This is a genomic window from Streptomyces sp. NPDC005492 (genome assembly GCF_040605995.1).
In the GTDB taxonomy this organism is placed as follows: Bacteria; Actinomycetota; Actinomycetes; order Streptomycetales; family Streptomycetaceae; genus Streptomyces.
Map to the genome: position 1 here is coordinate 1 of NZ_JBEXDX010000036.1, position 21588 is coordinate 21588.

The following is a 21588-nucleotide window of genomic DNA, read 5'->3' on the forward strand; positions in this document are numbered from 1 at the left end:
GGAGACCCTCAAGTCTCCCGCCCCACGGCGATGTTGGAAGTGCGCCGGACGTCAGTGGTGCTCGTCGCGGTCCACGTTCTGCGCGGCGTCGGCGGCCTCGTCCTCGGCCTGCTTGGCCTGAACCTCGGGGTCGAGCACGGACTGGTCGCTGCCGTCCACAGACGTGAGCCGACCCGATTCGGGCACCTCGGTCGCGGCGGGCGGCTCGACCAGCCAGTCGGGGTTGGCCTGCTTGTCCCACCACTTCCAGGCGGCGAAAGCACCGCCCGCGAGGATGCCCAGCACGGCCAGACCCTTGGCGAGACGGCCGGCCTTCGCCCGCCGCTCGTGCTTGCGGACCAGCTTCTGGATTTCCTTGGGCGTCACCTGGCCGCGCAGTGCGGCGATGGCCGCCACACTGCGGGCGGCGGCCTCGTCCTTGACCGGGCCCGCGGCGGCTACCGCCTGCTCGATCCTCGGCCGCGAGTAGTCGGCGGCCTGCTGGGCGGCCTTGCGGGTACGGACGGCCGCCTCCTGGGCGGCCTGGTCGACCTTCGGTGGCACATGCGTGCGCGCCTGCTCCAGGCGCGGTGCGAGATGGGCGTCGTACTGCACACGGGCCTGGTCGGCGGCCAGGGACACCTTGGGCGCCAGTCGTACACGTGCCTCGTGTGCGTAATACGAGGCCTTGTCCTTGGCCGTGTCGGCGTAGGGCGCCACCACTTCCGCGGCGTGCAGCACGCTGTCCTTCGCCGAGCCGGTCGCGGAGCGCACGCTGTCGATGCGGGTCACGAGATCCTCCTCCTCGGTGGCGTATGTTTCTTCGTCTATCCACCCAATTAGGGATCATGCCTGTCGACGGACCACGGGGCATGTGAGGGCGGGCATCCGGGTCACGATCACGTGCCATAACGGATGAATACGGGGAACGGAAGCTCTTTCCGACAATGCCACGGATCGCCGCTCCTTGCCCCTGCCCTGGCGCCACTCGACTGGTTTTCTGCGAGTGAATCGTGTGGAAACGGGGCCGGAGGAAGTCGTCGGGCGACGCGGCGGGCCGCCCGTGCGAGGATCAGGGAGTCACAGAAAGACAACGGAAGGCAGATCGTGGCTGAGCAGCTTTACGCCACCCTGAAGACCAACCTCGGCGACATCGAAGTCCGGCTGCTGCCGAACCACGCGCCCAAGACGGTCCAGAACTTCGTCGAGCTCGCCACGGGCGAGCGTGAGTGGACCAACCCCGAGACCGGGAAGAAGTCCACGGACAAGCTCTACGACGGCACGATCTTCCACCGGGTCATCAGCGGCTTCATGATCCAGGGCGGCGACCCGCTGGGCAACGGCACCGGCGGTCCCGGCTACCAGTTCGAGGACGAGTTCCACCCCGACCTCCGCTTCGACAAGCCCTATCTGCTGGCCATGGCCAACGCTGGTCCGGGCACCAACGGCTCGCAGTTCTTCGTCACCGTCTCCCCGACGGCCTGGCTGACCCGCAAGCACACCATCTTCGGTGAGGTCACCGACGCGGCGAGCCAGAAGGTCGTCGACACCATCGCGGCCACGAAGACCAACCCGCGCACCGACCGCCCGGTCGAGGACGTCATCATCGAGTCGGTCGTCGTCGAGACCCGCTAAGGCCTGCACCAGTACTTACCGGCGGGAACCAAACGCCCCGTTCATCCGTAAGGATGGGCGGGGCGGTGCATTGCGTACGAAGGATTGAGGGGACCCCATGGATCAGGCGCCAGGCAGCCCGCAGGGCCCGGAGGAACAGCGGCCCCAGGATGCCCAGAGCCTGCCGGGCTGTTACCGCCACCCGGATCGTGAGACCGGCATCCGCTGCACCCGCTGCGAGCGCCCGATCTGCCCCGAGTGCATGGTCAGCGCCTCGGTCGGCTTCCAGTGTCCCGAGTGCGTGCGCGACGGTTCCGGTACGGGGCACGCCCCGGCCGCCGCCCAGCCCCGTACGATCGCCGGCGGCGCGGTGGCGGCGGACCCGCGGCTCGCCACCAAGATCCTGATCGGCGTCTGTGTCGCCGTGTACGTGGTCCAGCTCGCGGTGGGCGACCGCTTCACCGAGCGCCTCGAACTGCTCGGCCAGGCGTACGTCCCGCTCTTCGGCTCGGTCGAGGGCATCGCCGAAGGCCAGCCGTACCGGCTGCTGACCGCGATGTTCCTGCACGCCAGCCCGATCCACATCATCTTCAACATGCTCAGCCTGTGGTGGATCGGTGGTCCCCTGGAGGCGGCCCTCGGCCGCGCCCGCTATCTCGCCCTGTACTTCGTCTCGGGTCTCGCGGGCAGCGCGCTCACCTATCTCATCGCCGCCCCGAACCAGCCCTCGCTCGGTGCCTCCGGTGCCATCTTCGGACTCTTCGGCGCGACGGCGGTGCTGATGCGCCGGCTCAGGTACGACATGCGGCCGGTCATCGCCCTACTGGTGATCAACCTGATCTTCACCTTCGGCTGGGCCAACATCGCCTGGCAGGCCCACATCGGCGGCCTGGTCGCCGGTGTGATCACCGGCTACGCGATGGTCCACGCCCCGCGCGAGCGGCGGGCCCTGATCCAGTACGGCACCTGCGCCGTCGTTCTGGTCGTCATCGTGGTGTTGACGCTGATCAGGACGGCTCAGCTCACCTGATACCAAACCGTTGTCCACAGTGCGTGGCGGATCTTGTGCATACCGTGCGGGAACAACTGTGCCCCCTGTCGCTGACCCGTGTTTGTGCAGGTCAGGCAGGGGGCGAACAGGTTTGCGGTCGCCGGTGTGTCAGTCACACCGGCGTCAACACCCAGTGGGTTATCCACAGATCGTCGTTCTTTTTCCCCAGGCCCGCTGTGGATACTTCTCTGGCCTGTGGATAACTCACCGGAAAGCCCTGGGCAGAGCTGCGTTCACCGGGAGGAAGCCGGGGCTTCCGCCGCTACTTCCACTGCGTGGAGACGCCGAATCCGGCGGCGATGAAGCCGAAGCCCACCACGATGTTCCAGTTGTCCAGGCTGTCGATGGGCATGGAGCCGTCGGTGACGTAGAAGACGACGATCCAGGCCAGGCCGAGGACGAACATGGCCAGCATCACCGGTGCGACCCAGGCGCGGCTGTTCAACTTGATGGCGGTCGCCGCCTTCGCCGGTGGCGGCGTGTAGTCGGCCTTCTTGCGGATACGTGACTTCGGCACGAGGGTCTCTCCTGTCGATGCGCTGCGTGGCCGCGCAGGGAACTGGGGCGGGCTCCGGGGCAGCGTACAAGGGGACACTGAGTGCTCCCCCGGGCGTCCGTTAGCGTAGTGCTTCCGCGGCGCCGAAGGAGATAAGGGTACGTTGAGCAATTCTGCCGACTCCCCCGGGACGGGTACCACTCCTGCCCGTATCCGCCGATTCCGTCCGGTGCGGATTCTCACGGTGGCCGTCTTCGCCCTCGCGGGGCTCATCTTCTTCACCAGTTTCAACACGGCCAAGGGCACCAACATCCGCACGGACGCCTCCTTGCTGAAGCTGTCCGACCTCATCCAGACCCGCAGCCAGAAGAACGGCCGGCTGGAGGACGCCAACGGAGTCCTGCGCGACGAGGTCGACTCCCTCCGCAAGGAGGACGACACCGGCACCGGCGCCGACAACAAGAAGCTCACGGCGCTGGAGCGGACCGCGGGCGCCCAGCAGCTCAAGGGCAAGGCCCTCACCGTCACCCTCAACGACGCCCCGCCCAACGCCACCGCCAAGCTCCCCGGCTACCCCGAGCCGCAGCCCGACTACCTGGTCATCCATCAGCAGGACCTCCAGGCCGTCGTGAACGCCCTGTGGCAGGGCGGCGCCCAGGGCATCAAGGTCATGGACCAGCGGCTGATCTCGACCAGCGCCGTGCGCTGCGTCGGCAACACCCTGATCCTCCAGGGCCGGGTCTACTCACCGCCGTACAAGATCACGGCGGTCGGTGACCCGGGGAAGCTGCGGCAGGCGCTGACGGCGTCCAAGGCGATCCAGAACTACATGGTGTACGTCGACGTCTACGGGCTCGGGTGGAAAGTGACCGACGACGGCACGGTGACTCTTCCCGGGTACTCGGGCACAGTGGATCTGCACTACGCGAAGCCAGTGGAGTAAGCGGCCGTACGGGAGCTGCCGGTGCGCGTGATCGTCAGAAGCTTCAGCGAACTCTGCATCACCGTAGGCACCCTGATCGTCCTCTTCGTGGTCTATGTGTTGTTCTGGACCGGCGTGAAGGCCGACCACACGATGAGTGACCAGATCCACCAGTTGCGGAACCAGTGGTCGAAGCAGACCGTGCACCCGAAGGCGGCCCCCACACCCACCGCACCGGCGGAACCGGCCGCGTACAAGGACGGCAAGCCCTTCGCGATCATGTACATCCCGCGTCTTGGTTTCACGTGGAACAAGCCGGTTCTTGAGGACACCGCAGTGAACACCCTCAAGAAGGGGCTCGGTCACTACGCGGGCACCGCGAAGCTGGGGCAGGTCGGCAACTTCGCGGTGGCCGGGCACCGGCGGACGTACGGGGACCCCTTCGTGGACTTTCCGAAGCTGCGCGAGGGCGACGCGGTGGTGCTCACGGACGGGACGACCTGGTTCACGTATCGGATCGACAAAGGGCCTTACAAAACAGTGCCCACCGACATTGAGGTGATCGATCCTGTGCCACGTAAATCGGGGTACACGGCCTCGGGCCGCTATCTCACGCTGACCACGTGCGATCCGGAGTGGGGGCACAGCCACCGGCTGATCGTCTGGGCCCATCTCGACTCCACACAGCCTGTGGAGGCCGGGAAACCCGACGCCCTGCGCCGTTAGTCTGGTGCTGTACGGCGTGAGTCTGGTGCCGTGGCGCGACGGAAGGGACGGCATGTACGGCTGGATCTGGCGGCATCTGCCGGGCAACGTGTGGGTCAAGGCGCTGATCTCACTCGTCCTGGCCCTGGCCGTGGTCTACATCCTCTTCCAGTACGTCTTCCCGTGGGCCGAACCGCTGCTGCCCTTCAACGATGTGACGGTGGACAACCAGTGAGTGCACGGATTCTCGTCGTCGACAACTACGACAGCTTCGTCTTCAACCTGGTCCAGTACCTGTACCAGTTGGGCGCCGAGTGCGAGGTGCTGCGCAACGACGAGGTGTCGACTGCGCACGCCCAGGACGGCTTCGACGGCGTCCTCCTCTCGCCCGGCCCCGGCACCCCCGAGGAGGCCGGCGTCTGCGTCGAGATGGTGCGGCACTGCGCCTCGACCGGCGTGCCGGTCTTCGGCGTCTGCCTCGGCATGCAGTCGATGCAGGTGGCCTACGGCGGGGTCGTGGACCGCGCCCCCGAGCTGCTGCACGGCAAGACCTCGCTCGTCGAGCACGAGGGCAAGGGCGTCTTCGCCGGACTGCCCTCGCCCTTCACGGCGACCCGCTACCACTCACTGGCGGCCGAGCCGGATACGGTCCCGGCCGAGCTGGAGATCACCGCCCGGACGCACGACGGCATCATCATGGGCCTGCGCCACCGCGAACTGCCCGTCGAGGGCGTCCAGTTCCACCCGGAGTCGGTGCTGACCGAGCACGGGCACCGGATGCTGGCCAACTGGCTGGTGGAGTGCGGCGACCAGGGTGCCGTGGCGAGGTCGGTGGGGCTCGCCCCGGTGGTGGGTAGGGCCACGGCGTGACCGCGCTGCGCCCCGAGCGCGAGTCCGAGGCCTCGTACGGGGAGCAGCCGTACGGGGAGCCGGGCGGGTTCGAGGAGTGGTACGACGCGCAGGCCCAGGGCGTGCCGGGGGTGCCGTACGGTCCGATCGACGAAGAGACCGTGGCGCTGCGGATACCGGACCCACCGCCGGAGCGGAGAGGGCACGGTCGATCCGTACCGGCGTCTGACGCCTCATCCGCCTCCTCCGCCACAGGAACCCCGACGGGCGGCCGTGCGGCCCGCAGAAAGGCCGCCAAGGGCCGTCACGGGCGTCATGGCGGCACGGCCGCGCCGGAGGAGAACGCCGAGGCCTCGGAATCCGCTTCAGGAGCGCGCGTCTCGCGGGTCGAGGCGCGGCGGCGGGCCCGGGCGAACAAGCCGGGTGCCGCGGTTCTCGCGAGCCGTGCGATCGGTGAGGTGTTCATCACCACCGGCGTGCTGATGCTGCTGTTCGTCACCTACCAGTTGTGGTGGACGAACGTGCGCGCGCACGCGCAGGCCGGCAGCGAGGCGAGCCAGCTCCAGAACGACTGGGCGAGCGGGAAGCGCGCACCGGGGGAGTTCGAGCCGGGGCAGGGTTTCGCCATCCTGCACATTCCCAAGCTGGACGTGGTGGCGCCGATCGCCGAGGGCGTCAGCAACAAGAAGGTGCTCGACAAGGGCATGGTCGGGCACTACAGCGAGGGCGCCCTGAAGACCGCGATGCCGGACGCGAAGACCGGCAACTTCGCGCTCGCCGCACACCGGAACACACATGGCGAACCGTTCCGGTACATCAACCAGCTCAAGCCCGGCGACGAGGTCGTCGTCGAGACCCAGGACACGTACTACGTCTACAAGATGACGAAGACGCTGCCCGTGACCTCGCCGAGCAACACCAGCGTCATCGACCCCATCCCCAAGGGTTCGGGTTTCACCCAACCCGGCCGTTACATCACGCTGACGACCTGTACGCCGGAGTTCACCAGCAAGTACCGGTTGATCGTCTGGGGCAAGATGGTCGAGGAACGGCCGCGCAGCAAGGGCAAGCCGGATGCGCTCATCGAGTAGGGGCACCTGAACGTGGCAGCGACCACCGACGACACCGCAGAGCAGACCGACACGCCCGCGTCCCCGCCGGACCGCCGCCGCGGCACCGGCCGGATCGCCATGGCCGTCAGTGTCTTCGGTGAACTCCTCATCACGGCGGGCCTGATCCTGGGCCTGTTCGTCGTCTACTCCCTGTGGTGGACGAACGTCGTCGCCGACCGCACGGCCGACAAACAGGGCGACAAGGTCCGCGACAACTGGTCCAAGGGCACCACCGACACGGGCCCGGGCGCGCTCGACACCAAGGACGGCATCGGCTTCCTGCACGTGCCCGCGATGAAGAACGGCGAGGTGCTGGTCGAGAAGGGCACCGAGACGAGCGTCCTGAACGACGGCGTCGCCGGCTACTACACCGACCCCGTCAAGGCCGTCCTCCCCACCACCGGCAAGACCGGCAACTTCACCCTCGCCGCCCACCGCGACGGTCACGGCGCCAAGTTCCACAACATCGACAAGATCGAGAAGGGCGACGCGATCGTCTTCGAGACGAAGGACAAGTGGTACGTCTACAAGGTCTACGACATCCTTCCCGAGACCTCGAAGTACAACGTGAAGACCCTCGCCCAGATCCCCACGGAGTCCGGCAGGAAGAAGGCCGGCCACTACATCACGCTGACGACCTGTACGCCGGTGTACACGTCCCGGTACCGGTACGTGGTGTGGGGCGAACTGGTCCGCGTCGACAAGGTGGACAGCGCGCGGACGCCGCCGAAGGAACTGCGCTGACACGCTGACACGACGGAGCCCCGGCACCCTTCCCAGGGTGCCGGGGCTCCGTCGTTGTCCGGTGCCGCCTATCCGGAGTTGCCTCCGAAGAGCCCACCGTTGTTGCCACCATTGTTGTTGCCGTTGCCGGTGCTCACCGTGGTGAGGGTGATCGTCGTGTTGCTGGGGTCGGCCTGGTTGCCCGCTCCCGGGTCCTGCTGGGTCACGATCGCGTTGTCGCTCTGATCGCTGCCGTCGGCGAACTGGATGTTGTTGAAGCCGCTCTGCTGCAGCAACTGCTTGGCGTTCTTCACCGTCTGGGCGACGACGCTCGGGACCTGCGTCTGGGAGAGCTTGCCGATCTGGATGTTGACCGACGAGTTCTTGTCGACCTGTGTACCGGCCGTGGGCGAGGTCGCCACGACCTTGCCGTCCAGGTTGCTGTCGGTGGTCGCGACCTCGGTGCAGTTGCCGACGAGGTCGTTGTCCGACATCTGCTTCTTGGCGTCGTCACAGCTCTGACCGCTGACATCCGGGACCGTGGACTTCTCCTCGGCCTTGGCGACGGTCAGGGTGATGGTGGTGCCCTTCTCCACCTGTGCGCCGAGGGCGGGGTTCTGCTCCAGGACCGTGCCGGGGTCCTCGCCGGACACCTTCTCCTTCTTCTCTACCTTGAACTGGTACTTGTCGCCGGTGAGCGTCGAGGAGGCGTCGTCGAAGCTCTGGCCGACCACACTCGGTACGACGACCTTCGGGGCGCCGGTCGAGACCACCAGGTTGATGGTGTCGCCCTTCTTGACGTCGACACCCGCCTTCGGGTCCTGCGAGCAGACCTTGCCCTTGGGCTGGTCCGCGCAGGTCTTTTCGGTGGTCGTGACTGTGAGGTCGACGTTGCCGGCCATCGTCGTGGCGGTGGCTTTCGTCTGACCGACGAGGTTCGGGGCGGCGAAGGCGTCGTTCGCGCTGCCGTTCCCGCTGAACGCCCATTTCCCGATCAGGATCGCGCCCACCAGCACCAGCACCGCCGCCACGACCAGCAGGATCGTCGAGGTGTTCGACTTCTTCTTCTGCTGGCGGCGCCGGTCGGGGCGGTCGTCGTAGCCGAAGCCGCCGTCGTCCGGGTTCATCGGAGGCAGCATCGTGGTGGCGCCGGCGCCCGCGTCGGAGCGCAGGGCCGTGGTCGGCTGGTCGTCGGGGTAGCCGCCGTAGCCGACCGAACCCAGCGCCGCCGTGGCCGCGACCGGCTGGCCGTCGAGGCAGGCCTCGATGTCCATGCGCATCTCGTCGGCCGACTGGTAGCGGTAGTTGGGGTCCTTGACCAGGGCCTTCAGGACGATCGCGTCCATCTCGGGCGTGATCTCGGGGTCGAAGACCGACGGCGGCTGCGGCTCCTCGCGTACGTGCTGGTACGCGACCGCGACCGGGGAGTCGCCCACGAAGGGCGGCCGTACCGTCAGCAGCTCGTAGAGGAGGCAGCCCGTCGAGTAGAGGTCCGAGCGGGCGTCGACCTGCTCGCCCTTCGCCTGCTCCGGCGAGAGGTACTGGGCCGTGCCGATGACCGCGGACGTCTGCGTCATCGTCATCCCGGAGTCGCCCATCGCGCGGGCGATGCCGAAGTCCATCACCTTGACCTGGCCGGTGCGCGTCAGCATGACGTTGGCCGGCTTGATGTCGCGGTGCACGATGCCGCTGCGGTGGGAGTACTCCAGGGCCTGGAGGATCCCGATGGTCATCTCCAGGGTGCGCTCCGGCAGCAGCTTGCGGCCGCTGTGGAGAAGCTCGCGGAGCGTGGATCCGTCGACGTACTCCATGACGATGTACGGGATCGAGACCCCGTCGACATAGTCCTCGCCCGTGTCGTAGACCGCGACGATCGCGGGATGGTTGAGCGAGGCGGCCGACTGGGCCTCCCGGCGGAACCGGGCCTGGAAGGAAGGGTCGCGCGCAAGGTCGACGCGCAGCGTCTTCACCGCCACCGTGCGGCCGAGGCGTGTGTCATGGGCGAGGTAGACCTCCGCCATGCCACCACGGCCGAGCACGTGGCCCAGCTCGTACCGGCCGCCGAGGCGACGCGGCTCTTCCATAGTTCCCTACCAGCCCTCTCCGTCGGTCCCGACCCGCACGGATGTGCGGTCGGAGGCTAGCCGTCCGGGCCTACCGTACCCGGCTGGCTTTGTGTGACCTGGCCAAGCCCGTCACCCGATACAGGACCGGTATCCCAACGTGCACCGATGTGAAGGGGACGTGATCGGGGTCACTTCTTGCTGTCGATGACCGCCTCCATCACGCTCTTCGCGATGGGGGCCGCGAGGCCGCCGCCGGAGATGTCGTCACGGTTGGCGCTGGAGTCCTCGATGACGACGGCCACGGCCACCGGCGAACTGCCGTCGGCGAGCTTGGCGTAGGAGAGGAACCAGGCGTACGGGTTCTCGCTGTTGGCGACACCGTGCTGCGCGGTGCCGGTCTTGCCGCCGACGGTCACGCCGTCGATCTTCGCGTTGGTGCCGGTGCCCTTCTCGACGACCGTCTCCATCATCGACTGGAGGATCTGCGCGTTCTTCGAAGAGAGCGGCTGGCTCATCTCCTCCGGCTCGGTCTGCGCGATGGTGTCGAGGTTCGACGACTGGAGCTTGTCGACCATGTACGGCTTCATCAGCTTGCCGTCGTTGGCGACCGCGGAGGCGACCATGGCCATCTGCAGCGGGGTGGCGGCGGTGTTGTACTGGCCGATCGAGGACAGTGCGGTCTGCGACTGGTTCATGTTGTCGGAGAAGACCGAGGCGCTGGAGCGGATCGGGGTGAACTGCTCGGCGTCGAAGCCGAACTTCTTCGCCTCGGCCAGCATCTTGTCGTTGCCGAGGTCGGAGCCGATCTTGCCGAAGACGCTGTTGCAGGAGTACTGCAGCGCGACGCGCAGGGTCGCGTTCTTGCAGGGGATGTTGCCCTCGTTCTTCAGCGGGGTCGTGGTGCCCGGCATGATCCACGGCAGCGGCGAGTTCGTCGCCTCGTCGGCCGACGAGTAGAGGTTGTTCTCCAGCGCCGCGGACGCGGTCACCACCTTGAAGGTGGAGCCCGGCGGGTAGGTCTCGCGCAGCGCCCGGTTGAGCATCGGGTCGTTCGGGTCGTACTTCTTCTGGAGCTTCTGCCAGGCCTTGGCGTCCGTGGAGGTGGAGTTCCCGGCGAACGACGAGGGGTCGTACGACGGGTAGGAGGCCAGTGCCAGGATCTTGCCGGTGGACGGGTCGAGGGCGACGACCGCGCCCTTGCCGCCCTGCTTCTTCAGCCCCTTCCACGCGGCGTTCTGCGCGGCCGCGTTGAGGGTGGTGACGACGTTGCCGCCCGACTTCTGCTTGCCCGTGATCATGTCGAGGGTGTTGCGGAAGAAGAGCCGGTCGTCGGTGCCCGAGAGGATGCCGTCCTCGATGGACTCCAACTGGTTGGCGCCGAAGGCCTGCGAGGCGTATCCGGTGACCGGCGCCCACATCGCGCCGTTCTTGTAGGTGCGCTTGTACTTCAGGTCGTTGAGCCCCGAGGTGCTGGTCTCGGTCGAGCCGGTGACCGGGTTGCCGTCGACGATGATGTCGCCGCGCGGGGTGGAGTAGCGCGCGATGGTGACACGGCGGTTCGACGGGTCGTCCTTGAGGCCGTCGGCCTTGACGTACTGGAGCCAGTTGTCGCGCAGCAGCAGGGTGAGGACCAGGAGGCCGCAGAAGAGCGCGATCCGGCGCAGGGGCTTGTTCATGACGGGCGGACCACCTGGGTCATCTCGGCGTCGGGGTTCGGGGCGGGCGCGGGCGCCGGGCGGCGGGCGGTGTCGCTGATGCGGATCAGGATGCCGATGAGGGCCCAGTTGGCGATGACGGAGGAACCGCCGTACGCCACGAAGGGCATCGTCATACCGGTCAGCGGGATCAGGCCCATCACACCGCCGGCGACGACGAAGACCTGGAGGGCCATGGCACCGGACAGGCCCACGGCGAGGAGCTTGCCGAAGGGGTCGCGGGCGGCCAGGGCGGTGCGGACACCGCGCTCCACGATCAGGCCGTAGATGATCAGGATCGCCATGATGCCGGCGAGGCCCAGTTCCTCGCCGAAGGTGGCGAGGATGAAGTCGGAGTTGGCGGCGAACCGGATGAGGTCGGAGTGGCCCTGGCCGAGACCGGTGCCGAGGGTGCCGCCCGAGCCGAAGGCCCACAGAGCCTCCATCGACTGCGCCGAGTGGCCGGCGACGGTCTTGCTGAGCGTGTACTCCTTCATCGGGTTCAGCCAGGCCTGGACGCGCTGCTGGACGTGCGGTTCGAAGCTGGCCACGCCGACCGCGCCGGCCGCGGACATCAGCAGACCGAAGACGATCCAACTGGTCCGCTCGGTGGCGACGTACAGCATGATGATGAACATTCCGAAGAACAGCAGCGAGGTGCCCAGGTCGGTCTCGAAGACCAGGATCAGGATCGAGATGAACCAGACGACCAGGATCGGGCCGAGGTCGCGGCCGCGCGGCAGATACAGGCCCATGAAGCGGCGGCTGGCCAGCGCGAGCGCGTCCCGCTTCACCATCAGGTAGCCGGCGAAGAAGATCGCCAGGACGATCTTCGCGAACTCACCGGGCTGGATGGAGAATCCGCCGACCGAGATCCAGATCTTCGCGCCGTAGATGTTGGCGCCGAGGCCCGGCACGAGGGGCAGCAGCAGCAGGACGAGCGCGCCGACCATCGAGATGTACGTGTAGCGCTGCAGCGCGCGGTGGTCCTTGAGAAAGATCAGGACGACGGCGAACAGCCCGATGCCCATCGCGGTGTACAGCAGTTGCCGGGGTGCCGCGTTGCCCGCCTGGTTGATGGACTGGAGCAGCTTCGACTGGTCGAGCCGCCAGATGATGACCAGGCCGAGGCCGTTGAGCAGGGTGGCCAGGGGCAGCAGCAGCGGGTCCGCGTACGGGGCGAACTTCCGTACGACGAGGTGGGCGACGCCGGCCAGCAGGCCGAGGCCCAGGCCGTAGCTCAGCAGGCCGGCCGGGACCTTGTCGTCGATTGCCAGGCCCACGTTGGCGTAGGCGAAGACCGGGATGACGACCGCGAACAGCAGGAGCGCCAACTCGGTGTTGCGTCTGCTCGGTGCGCCGATGGAACCGATCGTGGACGTATGGTGCGCCGGCGTGTTGGTAGAACTGCTCATCGTGTGACGGGGCCTCTCACGGCTTGCCTGTTACTTGCTGCACTGCGAGACGACCTGCTGCTCTTCCTCCGAAAGGCTGGGACCGGGGCTGGGAGTTGCAGACTTGGTCGGGGACGGGGTCGTCGACGCCGAGGGGGTCGGTGACGACGTGGCCTTGGACGTGAGGGAGGTGCTGGTGGTTCCCGTGGTGCTGCTGGGCTTGGCGGCCGCGGCCTCGCGCTCGGACTCCTTCTTGCACGCGGAAGCCTGCACCGCCAGGTCGTCGATCTTCTTCTGGGCGTCCTGGAGACCGCCTTCGGCGATCGTCGCCTTGACCTGCTTCTGCTGGTAGGGCGGCAGGTACTTGAGTTCGATGTCGGGGTGGTCCTTCTCCACCTTCGACAGCGAGACCCAGGCGAGGTCCTGGCTGATGCCGCGGTACAGCGCCACGTGCTCGCCGTTGGCCCCGACGAAGTACTGCGTCTGCGTCCAGCGCCAGCCGCCGTAGAGACCGCCGCCGATGACGGCGAGCGCGAGCACGCTGTAGAAGGATCTCTTCAGCCACTTGCGGCCCTTGGAGGGCTTCACGAAGTCGTCGTCGGTGTAGTCCCCGAAGCTGCCCGTGGGGACGTAACCGGTGGTGTCGCCGGAGCCGGGCGGGCCGAACTCGCCGCCCCCGCCGTTCTGCCCGGGCACCTGGCGGCCGAGCCCGGAGGCGCGGCCGGCCGGGGTCTGCATGATGCCGTTGTCGTGGTGGTGGAGCTGGTTCTCGGCGACCGCGCCGACGATCACCGGGGTGTCCGACAACTGCGCGGCGAGGGTGTCGCCGGTGTCGAGGTCGAGGACGTCGGCGATGATCACCGTGATGTTGTCGGGGCCGCCGCCGCGCAGGGCGAGCTGGATCAGCTCCTGCACGGTCTCCTGGGGGCCCTGGTAGCTGGCGAGGGTGTCCTCCATCGTCTGGTGGGAGACGACTCCGGACAGCCCGTCGGAGCAGATCAGGTACCGGTCGCCTGCGCGCACCTCACGGATCGAGAGGTCGGGCTCGACATGGTCGCCGCTGCCGAGCGCGCGCATGAGAAGGGCGCGCTGCGGGTGGGTGGTGGCCTCTTCCTCGGTGATCCGGCCCTCGTCGACCAGCCGCTGCACCCAGGTGTGGTCCTGGGTGATCTGGGTCAGCACGCCGTCGCGCAGCAGATAGGCGCGGGAGTCGCCGACATGGACGAGGCCGAGCCGCTGCCCGGTCCACAGCAGGGCGGTGAGCGTGGTGCCCATGCCCTCCAGCTGCGGGTCCTCCTCGACCATCATCCGCAGTTGGTCGTTGGCCCGCTGCACGGCGGTGCCGAGCGAGGTGAGGATGTCGGAGCCGGGCACGTCGTCGTCGAGGGAGACGATGGTGGAGATCACCTCGGAGGAGGCGACCTCGCCGGCGGCCTGGCCGCCCATCCCGTCCGCGATCGCGAGCAGGCGTGGACCGGCGTAGCCGGAGTCCTCGTTGCCCTCGCGGATCATGCCTTTGTGCGATCCGGCGGCGAAGCGCAGTGACAGACTCATGCGCACCTCGCCCGTCGGCTCCGGGTACATCCGCACGGTGCCCACCCTCCGGTCGGGAGCGCGCCGGGGTCCGCCAGGCGGTCCGCCGCTGCGTGCTCGCTCCGCTCGCGCTGATTCATGACGTGGTACTACTTCCGCAGCTCGATGACGGTCTTGCCGATGCGGATCGGCGCGCCCAGCGGAATCGGTGTGGGGGTCGTCAGCCGGGACCGGTCCAGGTACGTGCCGTTGGTGGATCCGAGGTCCTCGACGATCCACTGGCCGTCGCGGTCCGGGTAGATCCTGGCATGGCGGCTGGACGCGTAGTCGTCGTCCAGCACGATCGTCGAATCGTGTGCCCGGCCCAGGGTGATGGTCTGGCCCTGGAGCGCGACGGTGGTGCCGGTGAGGATGCCCTCGCTGACGACCAGTTTCGTGGGGGCGTTACGGCGCTGCCGGCCGCCCCCGCTCGGTTGCTGCTGGCGCTGCTGCGGAGGCGCCGCCTGCCGGGCGGCCTGCTGCTGAGGTCGTCCGGCGTCCCGTCGCGAGCCGCGCTGAGTGACACGCGTTCCGAACAGGTCGCTGCGGATGACCTGCACGGCCACGATCACGAACAGCCACAGTACGGCCAGGAAACCCAGCCGCATGACCGTGAGGGTCAGCTCTGACATTGCCCCCGCTTCACCCTTCGGCTTGCCGGTAAATGATGGTGGTGCTGCCCACGACGATCCGCGAGCCGTCGCGGAGCGTAGCGCGGGTGGTGTGCTGCCCGTCCACCACGATGCCGTTGGTGGACCCGAGATCCTGGATCACTGAGGGCGTTCCGGTCCGGATCTCACAGTGCCGACGGGATACGCCGGGGTCGTCGATCCGCACGTCGGCTTCGGTGCTGCGGCCCATCACCAACGTCGCGCGGGAGATCTGATGGCGGGCGCCGTTGATCTCCACCCAGTAGCGCATCCGCGCGCCCGCCGCCGGGGCGGCCGGGGCCGGCTGGAGGTAGGGCGCGGAGCCGCGACCGCCGGGCGGCGGTGCGGCCGGCATGGGCGGCGGGGCGCTCGCGGGGGCGGCGGCGGGCGGATAGCCGTAGCCGCCGGGACGGCCCGCCGCTGACGGGGGTGCCGCCGGAGCGGGGGTCCCCGGAGCCTGCTGGTTGGTGGAGGCGGCGAGCGTACGGCTGCGCACCCGGTACAGACCGGTGTCGAGGTCGTCCGCCTTCTCCAGGTGGACCTTGATGGGTCCCATGAAGGTGTAGCGCTGCTGCTTGGCGTAGTCGCGCACCATGCCGGCGAGCTCGTCGCCGAGCTGGCCGGAGTAGGGACTGAGCCGCTCGAAGTCCGGTGTGCTCAGCTCGACGATGAAGTCGTTGGGTACGACGGTCCGGTCGCGGTTCCAGATCGTCGCGTTGTTGTCGCACTCGCGCTGGAGCGCGCCGGCGATCTCGACGGGCTGGACCTCGGACTTGAACACCTTGGCGAAGGTGCCGTTGACCAGACCTTCGAGGCGTTGCTCGAACTTCTTCAGGACTCCCATGGGGCACCTCCTCCGTCGTTGCCTTCGTACTGCTTACTGATCGTATCCACGCGCCGGTAAATCGGCTGGTTCCCCCTTGTCGGCCCGGTCGAACTCCTTCTGCACCACTACCTGTGCACTACTCCTGCCCAGGATCGTAGAGGGGGCCGCAGACAAGTGTCCCGCACCTGACTGTGGACCTTGCCCGCCTCCTGGTGAGATGGCGGTTACCGGTACGAGGTTGATACGTGAACCGGTCCACGTTGATACGTGGCGAGGGGGGCGGGGCGTTCGGAGGGGCTGGTGGGGCCCGGTCGGGGTCCCGCGCGCGGGGTCCTGCCCAGGGGAAAGGGATGTGAATCCACCCCGGGCACCGTGCTAATCTTCTGCATGTCGGAAGGCGCCAGCCCCTAGCGGGAAGGGCCCGAGGACACACCCAATGCGCGGGTGGCGGAATAGGCAGACGCGCTGGATTCAGGTTCCAGTGCCCGAAAGGGCGTGGGGGTTCAACTCCCCCCTCGCGCACAGCGAAGCATGGTCGTTATGTGCTTCTGAGCAGTGACGAAAGACCCCCACCGGGGACACGGTGGGGGTCTTTCACGTTGTCGTCGCAGCTCAGGGCCGGGGCTGCGCGGAGTGTGATTTTCCTGTCGGTGTGAGGTCTCTCTCACTGGCGGGTGAGGTGGCCTGCGGGAGCAGGCTGCCGATCGGTTCGGTCGGTCGGTGGCGGGTGGGCCGTCGACGGGGTGGGCGCCCGTCGGGCGGGACAGCGGTGAGCCGACGGTCGATCTTGCGGTGGTTCGCGCGGGCGAGCTGGAAGGCCGGAAGGATCGTCGGCGCGGCGGCGGGCGGGACCCGAGGGTCGGCAGCGTCGTCGGGGCGCGGTGTTCGGTCGCGGCGGGGGTGCGGGCGATCGTGAGGGTGGCGTCGTCGTGGCCGAACATCGCCCTGATCGTGGAGCGTTACCGCTTGCTGCCCTTCTTCGTGTCCGGGCTTCGTGTCCGGGTGGGGTGGGCCGGTGGTGCGCAGGCCGCGGGAGCAGGTGCGTGCGGGGGCGCGCCGACGACGGCGTTGTCGGCGCGGGGCGGGCGGGGCCGCTGTTGTGACGCAGAGGGGCCGGTGGCGGGGACCGGCCCGTTCCTCCGCGATGCCGCGAAGAGACCTGGGGAGTCCGCTGACAGCTCAGTTCCGTCGGGCAGGCAGGGTCCAGGCGGACTGGTGCCGGGTGAACCCGATGTGCGGGTAGTACTCCACCGCGGCGGGTGCGGACAGCAGGATGATCTTCGCCTGCGGAGCCGTCTCACCGGTCAGCCGGATGAGCTCCTGCCCGATTCCCTGCCGCTGGTAGGCCGAGTCGACCGCGATGTCCGACAGATAGGTGGCGTAACTGAAATCGCTGATCGAGCGGGCGATGCCGATCAGCACGTCGGAGTGGTGGGCGACCGCGATGAGGTTGGACCCGTCGAGCATGTTCCGAAGGCGTCCCGGTTCCGCGAGTGGACGCCGCTCGGCGAGCCCCGAGGTCTCGTAGACCCTCATCACCGCATCGGTGTCGAGGTCGGCCGGTTTTGCGATCGAGAAGGTCACCTCGGTCGAGGTGTCGCTGGCCACGGATGCTCCCCTGCGGTCGATGAGGACGGCGCCAGGCATTCCCCGGCTGATCGGCGATTCAGTGTTGAGGACTGCGTGGGCATTCGTCAACAGCTCTTGGGAGCAGCGGCTTTTCCCCGAACCACCGCCAGACCACCGTCCCGTGTCATTCTCAGATCGTCGAGTTACCCGACTCCATCGGAAAGGGGTGTTTCCCATGAAGGCCTACACCAAGCCGACCGCCAAGCCGGTTTCGCAGCCCGACATCGTCGCGGTCGTCCGCTGAACGATGCGCTGAAGAGAGGCGCTGCGCTTCGGCGTGGCGCCTCTCGCGTATGTGCGCAAGGGCCTTCGGAGCCGTCGTGCAGGTCCTTTTCGGACAGGTTCTGCAGCGCTCCAACAACCCTGTTTCATGGGGCAGTTGGCATGTAGGGTGCGTGATCATGTGCGGCATAGCGGGCTTTGCCCACCTCAACGGCTCTGATCTCGATGCGTCCACACGTCCTGTACTGGAGGCGATGGCACAGGCTCTTCGACCGCGTGGCCCGGACGACATGCAGTTCATCGAACTCGGCCAGGCGGCCATGTCGTTCACCCGGCTATCCCTGGTCGACCCTGTCGGCGGAAGACAGCCGTTTGTCTCCCGCGACGGTTTGGTGGCCTTGTCCGCCAACGGTGAGATTTACAATCACCGTGAATTACGGCGCGAGTTGGGTGAGGATCTCTTCCGTAGCCGTTCCGACTGTGAGGTTCTGTTGCACCTCTACGAACGGGACGGTCTGGAGTTTCTCGACCGTGTGCGCGGAATGTTCGGCATCGCCGTCATCGACCTGCGTGAGCAGCGCCTCGTACTCGCACGCGACCGTATCGGCCTCAAGCCGCTCTTTGTCCACCGCTCGGGCGACACCCTTGTCTTCGGCTCCGAGGTCAAAGCGCTCTTCCAGCATCCGCTGTGTCCCAGAGAGCTGGACTGGGCGGGCGCTCTGGCCGACCAGGGGCTGAACGCGGCGCCGATCATTCCGGGCGGGCCGCCGCGTGACTGGTTCGTCGGCATCGAGCAGATCGAGCCGGGCACCGTTGTCACCTATGGCTTGCGGGACGGCAGCACTCGCACCAAGCGGTATTGGTCCATGCCCGGCCCCGTCTCGCACGACGATGTGACGTCCGGCGAAGTCATCGAACGCTTCCGCGCTCTGCTTGCGGAGTCGGTGCAGGAATGCCTGGTGGCCGACGCGGAGGTCGGCCTGATGCTCAGCGGCGGTGTCGACTCGGCCGGCATCGCCGCGCTGGGGCGGGACACCATCGAGCACAGCTTCAGTGCGCTCAGCGCGAGCACCCTGCTCAACAGCGACGCCGACTACGCCCGTGCCACGGCCAAGGCGCTGGGACTCACCCACCACGAGTTGGCCTTCGAAGTCGGCGGTCATCCGTCTCCCGACGTCTGGCGCCGTCTGCTGTGGCTGATGGAGTCGCCGCTGTGCGGTCCTGAGCAGCACTTCAAGAGCGAGGTCTACCGCTTCGTACGGGCCAGCCGTCCCGAGATGAAGGCGGTTCTGCTCGGGTCCGGCGCCGACGAACTGAGCGGCGGCTACTCCCGCATGCTCGCCGGCGGCGGCGACTGGCACGACTTCATCCGCAACCTCACGGACCTGTCCCGGCGGCGGGCGCTCGCCGCCCATGCCCCGGCCATGGACGTGTGGTGGCAGAGCGGCCGACCGCTGGTCAGCGACGAAGCGGTGCGCTTGGCGTTTCCGGGGTCCCTGGGCGATGTCTACGACGACTACGTGCAGTGGAAGGTACGAGACTGGCAGCAGTACAACTTCTGGGTCGAGGATCGTACGGCCTCGGGCAACGCGGTCGAGGCACGGGTGCCGTACCTGGACCACCGCATCGTCGAATTGCTCGCCTCCGTCCCGCGCAAGTACCGGCAGGAACTGTTCTGGGACAAACAGATCATTCGCCGGGCGTTCACCGACCTGCTTCCGCTGGACGTCACCCAGCGCCCGAAGATCGCGTTCTACGAGGGCGAAGGTGTGCGCTACACCCACCTCACCTTCGCCCAGATGCTCGCGGCCGACTCGGGTGAACTCCTGGAGCAGGCGCTCTCATCGCCGCGCGCGGCGCAGTTCCTGAACGCCGACCATCTGCGCAGTTGCCTGAACGAGATCATCGAAGGCAGCAGCGACACGCACCTGGAGTTGTTGCTGCGGCTGGTCAACCTGGGGCTGCTCGACGAGATGACGCAGTCTCTCCCGCCGACCCGGCCGTCGGAGGCGGCGCTGCCCGTCGAAGTGAGCGGCGAGCGCAGTCGCGAGGAGCAGCGCGAGCTGGTGTTCGGCCGGCCCACGGTCGACTCCGGCCTGGTGCTCAGGCTCGGCGACGATGTCCTGCTGCTGGACGGTGCCGACGGACAGAGCTTCGTCGCGATGAATGGCGAGTTGCGGTTCGTCATCGACCACGACACCGACGCCGCGTGGTTGTCGGTGCTGCGGGGCCTGGACGGCGCCACCGACCTCGGTTCTGTCTGTGCCCGGGCCGACTGTGAGCTGGAGTCGGTGACCGAACTGGTCGATCAGTCCCTTCTCATGGGGCTGCTGGTGCGGGTCGCCGAGCCGGCCCTCGCTCCCGCGGTGTCCTGATCCTGTCCGGTGGGCGTCAGGAATCCACCTGTCGCCCACCGGGGTGAGTCGAATTCAGGCCGGACCAGCCCTGATGCGGCGAACTGAATTCCATTGAATGATACGGGGCATGGTTCGGCGGTGTGATTTCCGGTAACTTCTGGGTATGCGGATTCTGCATCTTTCGGATACTCATCTCGATCGCTTCGACGGCCCGAACAAACACGGCGTAAATGCCACCGAGTCACTGCGTCGAATGTTGGCGGATCTGGTCACGGCACCGCACATCGACGTTGTGGTGGTCAGCGGTGACATCGCTGACGACGGATCACAGGAGGCTTACACCAGAGCCCGTGATCTCATCGGGGCCTACGCGTCGGAACGGAATGTTCCCGTGCTCTACAGCACCGGAAATCACGACGAGCGGCGCGCCTTTGCGAAAGTCCTCGGCAGCGGGCACCTGGACCCCATGGGGAATGACCGCGCCGATACCGCGATCGACACGGCGGTGGGCGAGCGGGCCGCAGTGAGCCTGGTCGACGGATTCCGCTTCGTCACGCTGGACTCGCTGGTTCCCGAAAAGGGCTATGGCTGGATCAGTGACGCACAACTGACCTGGCTGCGCGACGTACTGAGGACTCCTGCACCCCGCGGCACCGTTCTGGTCTTCCACCATCCGCCGATCACGCTCGATGTGGGGGTGCAGCACGCCCTCGGGCTGCGCAACCCAGAGGCGCTGGCGGACGCCGTGCGGGGCAGCGACGTCCAGCTCATCCTCTGCGGGCATTTCCACTTGCAGATCTTCGGATACCTGGAGTCGACGGCGGTGTGGGTCACCCCGGGGGTCGTCAGCCGCATCGACCTCACTGCCCCCGTCGGTACCGAGCGTGCCGTCCAAGGTGCCTCGGCCACGCTGGTCCAACTGGGAACCCCAGCCTCGCCGCTGTTCCACACCCTCCACGCACGCGACCCACAGGCGGGCACAACCGTGTACGAACTCGACGAGCGTCAGCTGAGCTCCGTCATCGAGCGACTGGGACCGGAGAACTGACCATGAAGTTCGTCTACTTCATACGGCACGCCCGGTCACACGCCAACCAGCAGAATCTGCTGATCGGCCGACAAGGGGCCCATGAACTCAACGACATCGGGCTGCGGCAGGCGGTGTGCCTCGGGGAGCGGCTCAAGGACCAGGGTGTGCGTGTGCTCCGGACCTCGCCGCTGCGCCGGGCCGTACAGACGGCGGGCATTCTCGCCGACACCGCCGGCTGCGCGGTGCCGACCGTGGACGAGGATCTGATCGAGCGGGACTTCGGCCCGTTCGACGGCATGGACCGGCCGACCCTCCTTCGCGCGCGCTCCGAACTCGATCTCGACAACCAGGACCCCACTGGCTACTTCCCGCCCGGGCTCGAGGGCGTGGAACCGATCCGGGAGGTCCAGGAGCGCATGACCCGAGCCTGGCACACGGCTGTCGCGTCGGTGCCGGAGAACGAGTCCGTCGGGCTGGTCTCGCACGCCGGGACGCTGAAGGCGCTGCTGTACGCCGCGTTGGGCATAGACGAGAGCCATCCACGGGCCTTCAAGATCTTTCAGGCCAGTTACGTCAAGTGCAAGGTGCCCGAGGAAGGGCGGCTGACCGTGCACGAGATCTGGGTCAACCCCGTGCAGTGAAGCGGTGACGGCCCACCTGTCCGGCCGCGGAATCCTTCGATCGGCGGCCGGACGGG

The 21588-nt window shown here is 67.5% G+C and carries 20 protein-coding genes and 1 tRNA gene; 12 read left to right on the top strand and 9 right to left on the bottom strand.

What is annotated here, in order from left to right:
• Positions 1–51 precede the first annotated feature (51 nt).
• A complete protein-coding gene (locus tag ABZT04_RS34185) occupies positions 52–771 on the bottom strand; it encodes a DUF5324 family protein (RefSeq protein ID WP_356061160.1) in 720 nt (239 codons plus the stop codon).
• A 315-nt stretch (positions 772–1086) separates the two neighbouring features.
• Here ABZT04_RS34185 and ABZT04_RS34190 point away from each other — a divergent pair, with 315 nt between their 5' ends.
• Together ABZT04_RS34190 and ABZT04_RS34195 are read left to right on the top strand one after the other, a co-directional pair.
• Positions 1087–1614: a peptidylprolyl isomerase gene (locus tag ABZT04_RS34190; RefSeq protein ID WP_356061162.1), complete on the top strand. Its 528-nt coding sequence runs from the start codon at positions 1087–1089 to the stop codon at positions 1612–1614.
• A 97-nt stretch (positions 1615–1711) separates the two neighbouring features.
• Complete coding sequence (locus ABZT04_RS34195) at positions 1712–2623, top strand: rhomboid family intramembrane serine protease (protein ID WP_356061164.1); 912 nt, start codon at positions 1712–1714, stop codon at positions 2621–2623.
• Positions 2624–2906: 283 nt separating this feature from the next.
• Here ABZT04_RS34195 and crgA read toward each other — a convergent pair whose 3' ends face one another.
• Entirely contained in the window at positions 2907–3161 is a 255-nt protein-coding gene (gene crgA / locus ABZT04_RS34200; protein ID WP_356061166.1) for a cell division protein CrgA, read from the bottom strand.
• A gap of 142 nt (positions 3162–3303) precedes the next feature.
• Between crgA and ABZT04_RS34205 the strand changes: the two genes are divergently transcribed.
• From ABZT04_RS34205 to ABZT04_RS34230, 6 genes are read left to right on the top strand one after another with little or no spacing between them, the layout of a single operon-like run.
• A complete protein-coding gene (locus ABZT04_RS34205; protein WP_356061168.1) occupies positions 3304–4083 on the top strand; it encodes a DUF881 domain-containing protein in 780 nt (259 codons plus the stop codon).
• A gap of 21 nt (positions 4084–4104) precedes the next feature.
• Positions 4105–4788 carry a class E sortase gene (locus tag ABZT04_RS34210; RefSeq protein ID WP_356061170.1) on the top strand — a complete coding sequence of 228 codons (684 nt, stop codon included), beginning with the start codon at positions 4105–4107 and terminating at the stop codon, positions 4786–4788.
• 16 nt (positions 4789–4804) lie between these two features.
• Positions 4805–5002 (top strand): hypothetical protein, encoded by a 198-nt coding sequence (locus ABZT04_RS34215; RefSeq protein WP_026150117.1) that lies wholly within the window; start codon positions 4805–4807, stop codon positions 5000–5002.
• Complete coding sequence (locus tag ABZT04_RS34220; RefSeq protein ID WP_356061173.1) at positions 4999–5637, top strand: aminodeoxychorismate/anthranilate synthase component II; 639 nt, start codon at positions 4999–5001, stop codon at positions 5635–5637. The genes ABZT04_RS34215 and ABZT04_RS34220 overlap by 4 nt, the downstream gene beginning before the upstream one ends.
• The gene (locus tag ABZT04_RS34225) at positions 5634–6707 is read left to right on the top strand and encodes a class E sortase (protein ID WP_356061175.1); all 1074 of its coding nucleotides are present in this window, start codon (positions 5634–5636) and stop codon (positions 6705–6707) included. Before ABZT04_RS34220 ends, ABZT04_RS34225 begins: the two co-directional genes overlap by 4 nt.
• 12 nt (positions 6708–6719) lie before the next feature.
• Positions 6720–7472: a class E sortase gene (locus ABZT04_RS34230; RefSeq protein ID WP_356061177.1), complete on the top strand. Its 753-nt coding sequence runs from the start codon at positions 6720–6722 to the stop codon at positions 7470–7472.
• 68 nt (positions 7473–7540) lie between these two features.
• Here the strand turns inward: ABZT04_RS34230 and pknB are convergent, their stop codons facing one another.
• The 6 genes from pknB to ABZT04_RS34260 form a co-directional block, all read right to left on the bottom strand.
• Entirely contained in the window at positions 7541–9535 is a 1995-nt protein-coding gene (gene pknB / locus ABZT04_RS34235; RefSeq protein ID WP_356061179.1) for a Stk1 family PASTA domain-containing Ser/Thr kinase, read from the bottom strand.
• A gap of 170 nt (positions 9536–9705) precedes the next feature.
• Positions 9706–11193: a penicillin-binding protein 2 gene (locus ABZT04_RS34240; protein ID WP_356061181.1), complete on the bottom strand. Its 1488-nt coding sequence runs from the start codon at positions 11191–11193 to the stop codon at positions 9706–9708.
• Positions 11190–12626, bottom strand: coding sequence for an FtsW/RodA/SpoVE family cell cycle protein (locus ABZT04_RS34245; RefSeq protein ID WP_355919849.1), 1437 nt, complete (start codon positions 12624–12626; stop codon positions 11190–11192). The genes ABZT04_RS34240 and ABZT04_RS34245 overlap by 4 nt, the downstream gene beginning before the upstream one ends.
• A 30-nt stretch (positions 12627–12656) precedes the next feature.
• A complete protein-coding gene (locus ABZT04_RS34250; RefSeq protein ID WP_355920011.1) occupies positions 12657–14189 on the bottom strand; it encodes a Stp1/IreP family PP2C-type Ser/Thr phosphatase in 1533 nt (510 codons plus the stop codon).
• A gap of 98 nt (positions 14190–14287) precedes the next feature.
• On the bottom strand, positions 14288–14809 hold the full coding sequence (locus tag ABZT04_RS34255) for an FHA domain-containing protein (RefSeq protein WP_043675935.1): 522 nt from the start codon (positions 14807–14809) through the stop codon (positions 14288–14290).
• Between the two features lie 10 nt (positions 14810–14819).
• The gene (locus ABZT04_RS34260; RefSeq protein ID WP_356061184.1) at positions 14820–15671 is read right to left on the bottom strand and encodes a DUF3662 and FHA domain-containing protein; all 852 of its coding nucleotides are present in this window, start codon (positions 15669–15671) and stop codon (positions 14820–14822) included.
• Between the two features lie 420 nt (positions 15672–16091).
• Between ABZT04_RS34260 and ABZT04_RS34265 the strand changes: the two genes are divergently transcribed.
• Positions 16092–16175: transfer RNA gene (locus ABZT04_RS34265), tRNA-Leu, on the top strand.
• Between the two features lie 657 nt (positions 16176–16832).
• Here ABZT04_RS34265 and ABZT04_RS34270 read toward each other — a convergent pair.
• Complete coding sequence (locus tag ABZT04_RS34270) at positions 16833–17261, bottom strand: GNAT family N-acetyltransferase (RefSeq protein ID WP_356061186.1); 429 nt, start codon at positions 17259–17261, stop codon at positions 16833–16835.
• 422 nt (positions 17262–17683) lie between these two features.
• Here ABZT04_RS34270 and asnB point away from each other — a divergent pair, with 422 nt between their 5' ends.
• The 3 genes from asnB to ABZT04_RS34285 all read left to right on the top strand — a co-directional run bounded on the left by asnB (position 17684) and on the right by ABZT04_RS34285 (position 21532).
• Complete coding sequence (asnB, locus tag ABZT04_RS34275) at positions 17684–19879, top strand: asparagine synthase (glutamine-hydrolyzing) (RefSeq protein ID WP_356061188.1); 2196 nt, start codon at positions 17684–17686, stop codon at positions 19877–19879.
• A gap of 145 nt (positions 19880–20024) precedes the next feature.
• Positions 20025–20909 carry a metallophosphoesterase gene (locus tag ABZT04_RS34280; protein WP_356061190.1) on the top strand — a complete coding sequence of 295 codons (885 nt, stop codon included), beginning with the start codon at positions 20025–20027 and terminating at the stop codon, positions 20907–20909.
• 2 nt (positions 20910–20911) lie between these two features.
• Complete coding sequence (locus ABZT04_RS34285) at positions 20912–21532, top strand: histidine phosphatase family protein (protein ID WP_356061192.1); 621 nt, start codon at positions 20912–20914, stop codon at positions 21530–21532.
• Positions 21533–21588: the final 56 nt, after the last annotated feature.

Coding starts and splice junctions, on each gene's coding strand:
- ABZT04_RS34195 (WP_356061164.1), top strand. CDS start 1,712: ATGGATCAGGCGCCAGGCAGCCCGCAGGGCCCGGAGGAACAGCGGCCC.
- pknB (WP_356061179.1), bottom strand. CDS start 9,535: ATGGAAGAGCCGCGTCGCCTCGGCGGCCGGTACGAGCTGGGCCACGTG.
- ABZT04_RS34240 (WP_356061181.1), bottom strand. CDS start 11,193: ATGAACAAGCCCCTGCGCCGGATCGCGCTCTTCTGCGGCCTCCTGGTC.
- ABZT04_RS34245 (WP_355919849.1), bottom strand. CDS start 12,626: ATGAGCAGTTCTACCAACACGCCGGCGCACCATACGTCCACGATCGGT.
- ABZT04_RS34250 (WP_355920011.1), bottom strand. CDS start 14,189: ATGTACCCGGAGCCGACGGGCGAGGTGCGCATGAGTCTGTCACTGCGC.
- ABZT04_RS34255 (WP_043675935.1), bottom strand. CDS start 14,809: ATGTCAGAGCTGACCCTCACGGTCATGCGGCTGGGTTTCCTGGCCGTA.
- ABZT04_RS34260 (WP_356061184.1), bottom strand. CDS start 15,671: ATGGGAGTCCTGAAGAAGTTCGAGCAACGCCTCGAAGGTCTGGTCAAC.
- asnB (WP_356061188.1), top strand. CDS start 17,684: ATGTGCGGCATAGCGGGCTTTGCCCACCTCAACGGCTCTGATCTCGAT.
- ABZT04_RS34280 (WP_356061190.1), top strand. CDS start 20,025: ATGCGGATTCTGCATCTTTCGGATACTCATCTCGATCGCTTCGACGGC.
- ABZT04_RS34285 (WP_356061192.1), top strand. CDS start 20,912: ATGAAGTTCGTCTACTTCATACGGCACGCCCGGTCACACGCCAACCAG.